At 47.4% G+C, this 7,558-nt stretch carries 5 protein-coding genes; 4 read left to right on the top strand and 1 reads right to left on the bottom strand.

Annotation, left to right across the window (positions count from 1 at the left end; genetic code table 11):
• Window positions 1–383 precede the first annotated feature (383 nt).
• From AB6805_RS18360 to AB6805_RS18345, 4 genes are read left to right on the top strand one after another with little or no spacing between them, the layout of a single operon-like run.
• Window positions 384–947 (top strand): RNA polymerase sigma-70 factor, encoded by a 564-nt coding sequence (locus AB6805_RS18360; protein ID WP_370910905.1) that lies wholly within the window; start codon window positions 384–386, stop codon window positions 945–947.
• Between the two features lie 47 nt (window positions 948–994).
• Window positions 995–1,972, top strand: coding sequence for a FecR domain-containing protein (locus AB6805_RS18355; RefSeq protein ID WP_370910904.1), 978 nt, complete (start codon window positions 995–997; stop codon window positions 1,970–1,972).
• 31 nt (window positions 1,973–2,003) lie between these two features.
• Window positions 2,004–4,610, top strand: a complete 2,607-nt coding sequence (locus AB6805_RS18350) for a carboxypeptidase-like regulatory domain-containing protein (protein ID WP_370910903.1) — start codon at window positions 2,004–2,006, stop codon at window positions 4,608–4,610.
• 2 nt (window positions 4,611–4,612) lie between these two features.
• Entirely contained in the window at window positions 4,613–5,638 is a 1,026-nt protein-coding gene (locus AB6805_RS18345; protein WP_370910902.1) for a DUF4249 family protein, read from the top strand.
• A gap of 4 nt (window positions 5,639–5,642) precedes the next feature.
• Here the strand turns inward: AB6805_RS18345 and AB6805_RS18340 are convergent, their stop codons facing one another.
• Window positions 5,643–7,502, bottom strand: coding sequence for a M1 family metallopeptidase (locus AB6805_RS18340; protein ID WP_370910901.1), 1,860 nt, complete (start codon window positions 7,500–7,502; stop codon window positions 5,643–5,645).
• Window positions 7,503–7,558: the final 56 nt, after the last annotated feature.

Genomic DNA, 7,558 nt, shown 5'->3' with positions numbered 1-7,558 from the left:
TCCTGAGAAAGACAAAATTCGCTTATATCTCCCCGAATCCTTTAAAATCCCCATGTTCAAATCCCCCAAATCCTTAAAATCACCGTTAATCCTGAGAAAGACAACATCCGCGCGGGGGAAATTAAAATAGGGTTGCATAGAACCATATGCAACCCCGTTTAAAAACACAACTAAAAAAAACTAACTTCTAACAAACATAATAGGCATAGCTGTTATATTGCTGACGCAGAAAATCCGGTATCCCTCTATTGCCCTCTCCACTTTTTTTTAATCTTTTCTACCAAATAAAAATATAATCTGTAATGTGTAAACTGTAATTGTTTTCAAAAAGATAGTTACTTTCGCAGCGATCATTTCATATACTAAAACTTCCTGAAGGTTAAATGATTACATCACCTTCTTACCAGGCGTATAAAGAATTATTTCATTCACAATACCATGACTTATGTAACTATGCCTATAGTTTCCTGAAAGACGATGCAGCAGCGGAAGATGTGGTGCAGGAAACCTTTATTAAGCTCTGGGAGAAACACCGGCAGCTGATAGACATACCTAATATAAAAGCATACCTCTTTCGTGCGGTGAGGAATAATTCTATTTCTGTGTTACGCAAGCAAAGTACCGAGGAAGCTGGCAACAAAGGCTTTGAATGGCTGGCAGAAACGGCAGAAGACCCCGGTGCTAAAGAGATTGAAAATGCAAAGCCTTACTATGAACAGCTGGTATATGAGGCTATTGCCAACCTTCCCCCGCAATGCCGGGAAGTATTCACCTGCTGCAGATTGCAGGGAATGACACATCAGCAGGCGGCAACCAAACTCGGCCTTTCCGCCAAAACAGTTGAAAACTATATGGGACGGGCATTGAAGCTGCTGCGGAAATATTTACAGCAATACGGGCTGCCCGTTAGTATCCTGTTTTTACTAAAAATATTCATGCCCCTGTAGAGGGTTGTTACATTAATGAGCGTTATTTAAGTAGAGCACACTGTATTATGGAGCATTTTGATACCTACCTGCATGAGCTGATTGCTAAAAATCTGTCTGGTCAATGTACAGAAGCGGAATCCGCTGCCCTGCAACGTTGGCTGGAAGCCTCTCCCGAAAACCGGGCAGAATATGAAATACTGGTAAAACTATGGGGGGACAGTCCCGCTGCAGTGGCACCCAAACGGGAATACAACACGGCCGCTGCCTGGGATAAAACGGACCAGGCGATACAGCCGGCGCCATCCCGCGTAAAAGCGCTTTATACCAAATATGCTGCTGCAGCAGCCATCCTGATATTACTTACAGCAGGCGCATGGTGGCTGGAAACACGCTCCTCGCTTAAAAAACATGAACTGGCTGCGAATGACGGCAAAATAAAAAGCCTGGAGTTACCTGATAAATCAATGGTAACCCTCCGGCAGGGCGCAATGATCCGGTATATCAATGGCTATCATCACAACCAGCGTATTGTAGAACTGGAAGGAGAAGCCTTTTTTGAAATAGCCAGTGACCCGGACCATCCTTTTCTGGTGAAAACGCCCAATCAATCCGTGATTGAAGTTTTGGGAACCTCCTTCACCGTGCAAACAGGAAAAGACAGTACAGCCGTTACCGTTGCTTCCGGCAGCGTAAAACTAAGTCTGGAAGGCGATACCACCGCCATAGTACTGAATAGTGGCCAACGGGGTGTATGGGGCAACGGACAATTGTCTGCCAATAATAATCATAACCTGAATTTCATCGCCTGGAAAACAGGTATTTTGCAATTTAATGACCAGACACTGCTTGAAATATTGCCACAATTAGCCGACTTTTACGCAAAAGATATCAGGGTTGATGAAAAATACAGGGAAACCGCATCGCAGCAAAAAGCTACGATCACATTCCGAAATCAGTCCTGCGATGATGTTTTGCATGAATTACAACTATTGCTTGGGTTCCACTATCAACAGGACGGCGACTCCATCGTCATCAGCCAGTAGAACAAAAAACCCGCTTTTCCTTATTTATGGAATGCTGTTGTTACTGTTCCCGTTTCAATTCCTGCAGGCACAGCACAATGGAAAGGACATTCTCCATGAAAGCTATACCCCTGCTGCCCGGCAGGGGACCATTTTATTTTATATCCAGGATCTCCAAAAAGTTACCGGTATCAACGTTTCCTATAGCTCCAGCTTTTTACACCTGAATAAAAAAGTACAGCTCAGCGGAACAGAACACACTACCGGCGATGTACTGAATGTTATCCTCCAGGGCACCGGCATCCAGGTAGCTGCCCTCAACGGCAAAATATTCCTGCTCCGTGAAACCTCCCAGGTACAATATTATACCATCAGCGGATTTGTAAAAGAAGTAAACAGTAATGAGCTGATCATCGGCGCTTCTGTATACGATCCGATTACGCGGAAAGGCACCGAAACCAACGCCTATGGCTTCTATAGCCTGCAGGTGCCGGACACCTGCCTGGGCGTAGTGTTTTCTCATATCGGGTACAAACCCGTGTTTCAACATCTTCCTCCGCCGGACGACGGGCAGCTGGATATACATATGGAAGCCCGTAGTATGCTGCAGACTGTTGTGGTAAGCGGCGAAAATGAAACCGTTAATTCCCAACCCGGTTACATCAATATGCCCGTTGGCTATGTATCTAACTTCCCGGCACTGCTGGGCGAAAAGGATGTGTTGAAATCACTGCAGCTGTATCCAGGTACCGGCAGCTCCCTCGAAAGCAGCAGCAACCTGCTGGTCAGAGGCGGCGGCGCAGACCAGAACCTGTACCTCCTGGATGGGGTACCGCTTTATCATACCGGTCACCTGTTCGGGCTTTTCTCCATCTTCAACGGAGATGCGGTAAAAGATGTGTCGCTTTATAAAGATGCCTTCCCGGCGCGCTATGGTGGCCGTCTTTCCTCTGTAGTGGATATCCGTACGAAAGACGGGAATATGAAAGAGTGGCATGGCAGCGCTACCGTGAGCCCCGTTTCCGGCAGCTTCCTCCTGGAAGGTCCCGTTGTAAAAGACCGCAGCTCTGTTTCTTTGTCTGTAAGAAGATCCCTGGTAGATGCCCTCTATGGAAGGGCTTATCTGAAAGACTATGGTAAATATTATCTCTATGATGTAAACTTTAAACTCAACCAGGTCATCGATAACAAAAACAGGATCTATGTCAGCTTCTATAAAGGACAGGATAAAATGTTTATCAGGAGCGAGAACCCGGTTATCCAGCTGTTTGATGATTACAATTTTGACTGGAGCAATGTTACTGCTGCCGTTAAATGGACCAAAGTAGTGAATCCAAAAATATTCTCCAGTACCACCGCTACCTACAGCCGTTTTTATAACGTTTTTACGCAGAATTCGATCATCCCCCTCTCCTTCTACGACTCCCTGTTTGTACGGGGGAAAGGCGTTTCCCGGATCAGGGATGTAGCCGTCCGGAATGAAACGGAATATGCGGTGAGCAACAGTCACCATATTTCCTTCGGCGGTGCTTATACCTATCACAACTTTGCACCTACGGCCTATCATAATAACATTTCCGCGGGAGAGGCTACACAGCGGAAAGCGCCTATTTATTATATGTCGGAGTTCTCCGCATACGCAGAAGATGAACTCCGCTTATTGAACGACCGGCTGATCGTGCGGCCCGGATTGCATTTCGGAGCACTGGCGCAGCGTACCTCTTTTTACCCCAGCTTACAGCCCCGCCTCATGCTGCGGTGGAAACTGCCCCATTCACAGTATATACAGGCTTCATTTGCCGAAATGACACAGTTTGTGCACCAGTTAACCACGCCGGTTATCAACCTCCCTACCGACCTGTGGGTACCGAGTACCGAGAATATTAAACCGGAGCATGCATACTCCTACAGCATCGCCTATCAGCGGCAATGGAGTAACCAATGGCGCTTCAATGTGAACCTCTATTATAAACAACTGAAAAATATTGTTACCACCAACACCGTACTGAATATCTTCGACAACTCGGATCTCTGGGAGAAAAAAGTGATCGCCGGCAACGGCTATAACTACGGCAGCGAAGTGCTGCTGGAAAAAACACAAGGCAAGCTGACAGGCATCTTCTCTTATACCCTGTCGTGGGCCTGGCGGCAGTTCGACCGGTTGAATGCCGGGAAGATGTTCCCTTATAAAGAAGACCGCCGCCACAATATTTCCCTGGCGCTCAAATACCGGTTTAATCCGAAATGGAGTCTTTCCGCCTCCTGGAAATTCGCCTCCGGCGCGCCTTTCACCCTGCCGGTGCAGATATTCCCGGACTTCGACTGGAGCCGCAACATCAAAGGATACCTGGACGAACGTTACTCCCCGTTCTCTACTTTCCAGGTAAACTATCTGCCCTATATTTCCCGGTTAAATAACTACCGGCTGAACCCTGTGCATCACCTGGATCTCGGGGCCACCTTAAACCTGGGTAACGAAAAACGTTTTCATCATGTGATTACCGCGGGCGTTTATAATATTTATAACCGCACAAATCCTTTTATCGTGAGCTTTGACCAGTTCTCTTACCTGGATTACAGCGACGTGTACCCGTTACAGTTATACCAGTATAGTTTATTCAGAACATTGCCGTATCTGACTTATACGTTCAAATTTTAATCATGAAATACCTGTTTATATTAATACCGTTTTTAAATATTTTGTTGCTAACGGCCTGTGAGCAGGAACTGCCGCTTCCTCCCAACAATGCCGTTCCCAGGGAGGTAGTGTACAGCGAGTTGGTGGCCAACGATATACCGGAAGTGCGGGTAGGCAAAAGCAAACCGGTAGGTCCCGGTATCAACACCGGTTTTGACCTGGTAGAAAATGCGGATGTACAGCTGATGGACAAAAACGGACAGCCGCTGGAAGCACTTACCTATGTGAAAGATTCCAGCAACGCGATGAGCGTATACCGTGGCAAAATTACACTGGATGCAGGCAAAAATTATAAAATACGGGTGACAGTGCCAGGCTTGAAAACCGTTAACGCCATGGCTTCCATCCCTCCGCCTTTTAAAGTGGAGCTGCTGGACACGCTCCGTACCTTGCTTAACGGACGCCCGGTGTTACGCTTTCATTTTACCGTAAACCCCATTCCCGGTGTGAAACAATACCTGGTAATGGAGGCCCTGAAGCAAAGCGTTATCACGGATACTACCTTTTCGTATAGGGGTATGCGATATAAGAAGAGTGAACACGATTCCCTCTACCAACGTGTAAAGAATATGCCTGGCTGCAATCCTAAAAAAGACAGCAGCTTCCTCAATGATTATCTCCGCATTCCCTGTTATACACAGGATGAAAATGCCGACAATAACCAGATCGGTGGTTTGAATGAAAATTATAACGCCATCCTGTTTACGCAATCCGGTAAGCCGCTTACCACTTATTTTTATATTAATGCCACGGCCCTCAGCTCCAATCCCGCTGAAGCCATTGCGCCGGTAGGAAGGGTGCTGGTATATGTAAAATCTGTCTCAAAAGATTATTATGATTTCCTGCTTACTTATGAAAAGGTGAAGCGTAACCCCGGGCTGAACAGCCTTATACAGGCCATTCAGCTCAAAAGCAATACACAGGGCGGGCTTGGTATTGTAGGAGGCAGTTACCAGAAATTGTACTATCTGTATTACGATAAATTATAGCCGGTTATTTTATTTCGTAGGTGTTATCCCGTTTGTTGATGTCTGCTGTCCAGGTGCTTCCCAGTGTTACTTTTTTAATTTTTTTGAGAGATGAAAAGGGAAGCGTCGTTGTTTTGTTGCCCTTCTCCCATACCGCGATGCTCCGGTGTAACTTCATGGTGCTGTTGTCGTCAAAAAAGAGGGTAACATCAACCGGAACCGGTTTATTTCCGATGGAAGTAATTTCAATCGTTCCTTGTTTTCCTTTTTGCGTTACCCGCGTGATCCCCAGGTCGGGGAAGCCATTGTCGAAGAACCAGCTTTTCCAGAACCAGTCCATATTCCTGCCGGCGCCGGTATTCATACAGTAGAAGAAGTCGTACGGCTGAGGGTGTTTACCATTCCACTGCGACATATAATAATGCAGCGCTTTCAGGAAAAGGGTATCCCCCAGCATGTCTTTTACGTAAAGATAACCCAGGGCGGGCTTGGGATAGGAATTGGTCATATAGGCATCCGTCGTTTGATTGGAGGGCGTCATGATGGGTAGGTCCGCCTCTTTGCCCGCGATAAAGTTATAGGGCGACATGCCATAGGCATCCACAATGGAGCTGTCGATCAACGGAGAGATGATCCATTCGCCGATCGTGGCCCATCCTTCATCCATCCAGGCGTATTGTGTTTCATTGGTGCCCATGTAGAAGGGAAAGAGCGTATGAAAAATTTCATGGTCCGTTAACTCGATGGTCTGGGCTTTGTCGGCCAGCGGGTTATCGTTTACCATCATGGGGTATTCCATCTGGTCCAGTCCGTCGAACACCGTTTCGTGCGAATACGGGAACGGCCACTTTGGAAAGTGGTGGCTTATCTTATCCACGGTGGCGCGGGCGTAATGTATCACATCAAAGAAATCCGCATGCTGTGGGTTAAAGGCTACATCCACACGGGTGCGTCTTTTGGTGTTGGCGTCTACTTCCACGCTGGTGGCGTTCCAGCAATAGTGGTTGCTGACGGCAAAAGCAAAGTCGGTGACATTGGCTGCCTCATACTGCCAGGTATTGGCGCCGCGCTGCCGGGTGATATTCCCCTCCCGCACATCGTTGCTGTCTATCACCGCGATGATGTCGTTACTCTTTTCAGCAGCAGCGATGCGTTGCACATATTTATCGTTGTATACGGCTGCGGTATTTTTGAGGTCGCCGGTCGCCCATACTTCGTAGTTGCCGGGTACTGTAATGGCTACACGAAAATCGCTGAAGTCGTTATAGAACTCCTGCGTACCCGTGTAAGGGATCTGGTCCCACCCGTTGATATCATCGTATACTGCAATGCGCGGAAAGAAGTAGGCGATGAAACTGGCGCCGGAGTCCACGGTGCCGGTTCTGATGTGTGTATTTTCGTTCAGGGTATAGGAAAAGTCGAGATCAAGCTGCACCGACTGCCCTGGATAAAGATCCGTGATATACACTGGCATATTGGTGCCGCGGATGGAAGCCGGTACCGGCTTCGCTTCACCATTTACCTTCATATTCTTTATTACAACGCCGTTGGTCAGGTCTTCCGGGGAAACCGCCATATTTCTCACGGCTCCTTTCTGGAAGAGATTGGGAAACAATTTGAAGTTAAGGACCTTTAAGGTATCCGGGCTGTTGTTGGTATAGCGGATCTGTTCCGAGCCGGATATACCGTTTGTTGCCGGGTCAAAGGCCACCTTAATATCGTACCCGGCTTTGTTCTGCCAGTACCTGGCGCCCGGGGCGCCGCTATAGCTGCGGGTTTGATTGTCATATGCCTTTTTGATGGTCAGGGGCATATATAAAGGGGTTTGGGCAGCGGCTTGCTGAAATGCTGCCAGCAGCAGCCATAAAATACTATATTTCCTCATAAGTGATATAAAAGCGGTGGCTTCAAAAGTAGGGAATAACCCGGAAACGGCATGGC

The organism is Chitinophaga sp. RCC_12 (assembly GCF_041360695.1).
Lineage (GTDB): Bacteria > Bacteroidota > Bacteroidia > Chitinophagales > Chitinophagaceae > Chitinophaga.
This window is presented reverse-complemented; position numbering and strand designations above follow the sequence as displayed.

Bases quoted from the DNA above. Each gene is read 5' to 3' on its own strand.
- AB6805_RS18360 (WP_370910905.1), top strand. From the start codon at position 384: ATGATTACATCACCTTCTTACCAGGCGTATAAAGAATTATTTCATTCA.
- AB6805_RS18355 (WP_370910904.1), top strand. From the start codon at position 995: ATGGAGCATTTTGATACCTACCTGCATGAGCTGATTGCTAAAAATCTG.
- AB6805_RS18350 (WP_370910903.1), top strand. From the start codon at position 2,004: ATGCTGTTGTTACTGTTCCCGTTTCAATTCCTGCAGGCACAGCACAAT.
- AB6805_RS18345 (WP_370910902.1), top strand. From the start codon at position 4,613: ATGAAATACCTGTTTATATTAATACCGTTTTTAAATATTTTGTTGCTA.
- AB6805_RS18340 (WP_370910901.1), bottom strand. From the start codon at position 7,502: ATGAGGAAATATAGTATTTTATGGCTGCTGCTGGCAGCATTTCAGCAA.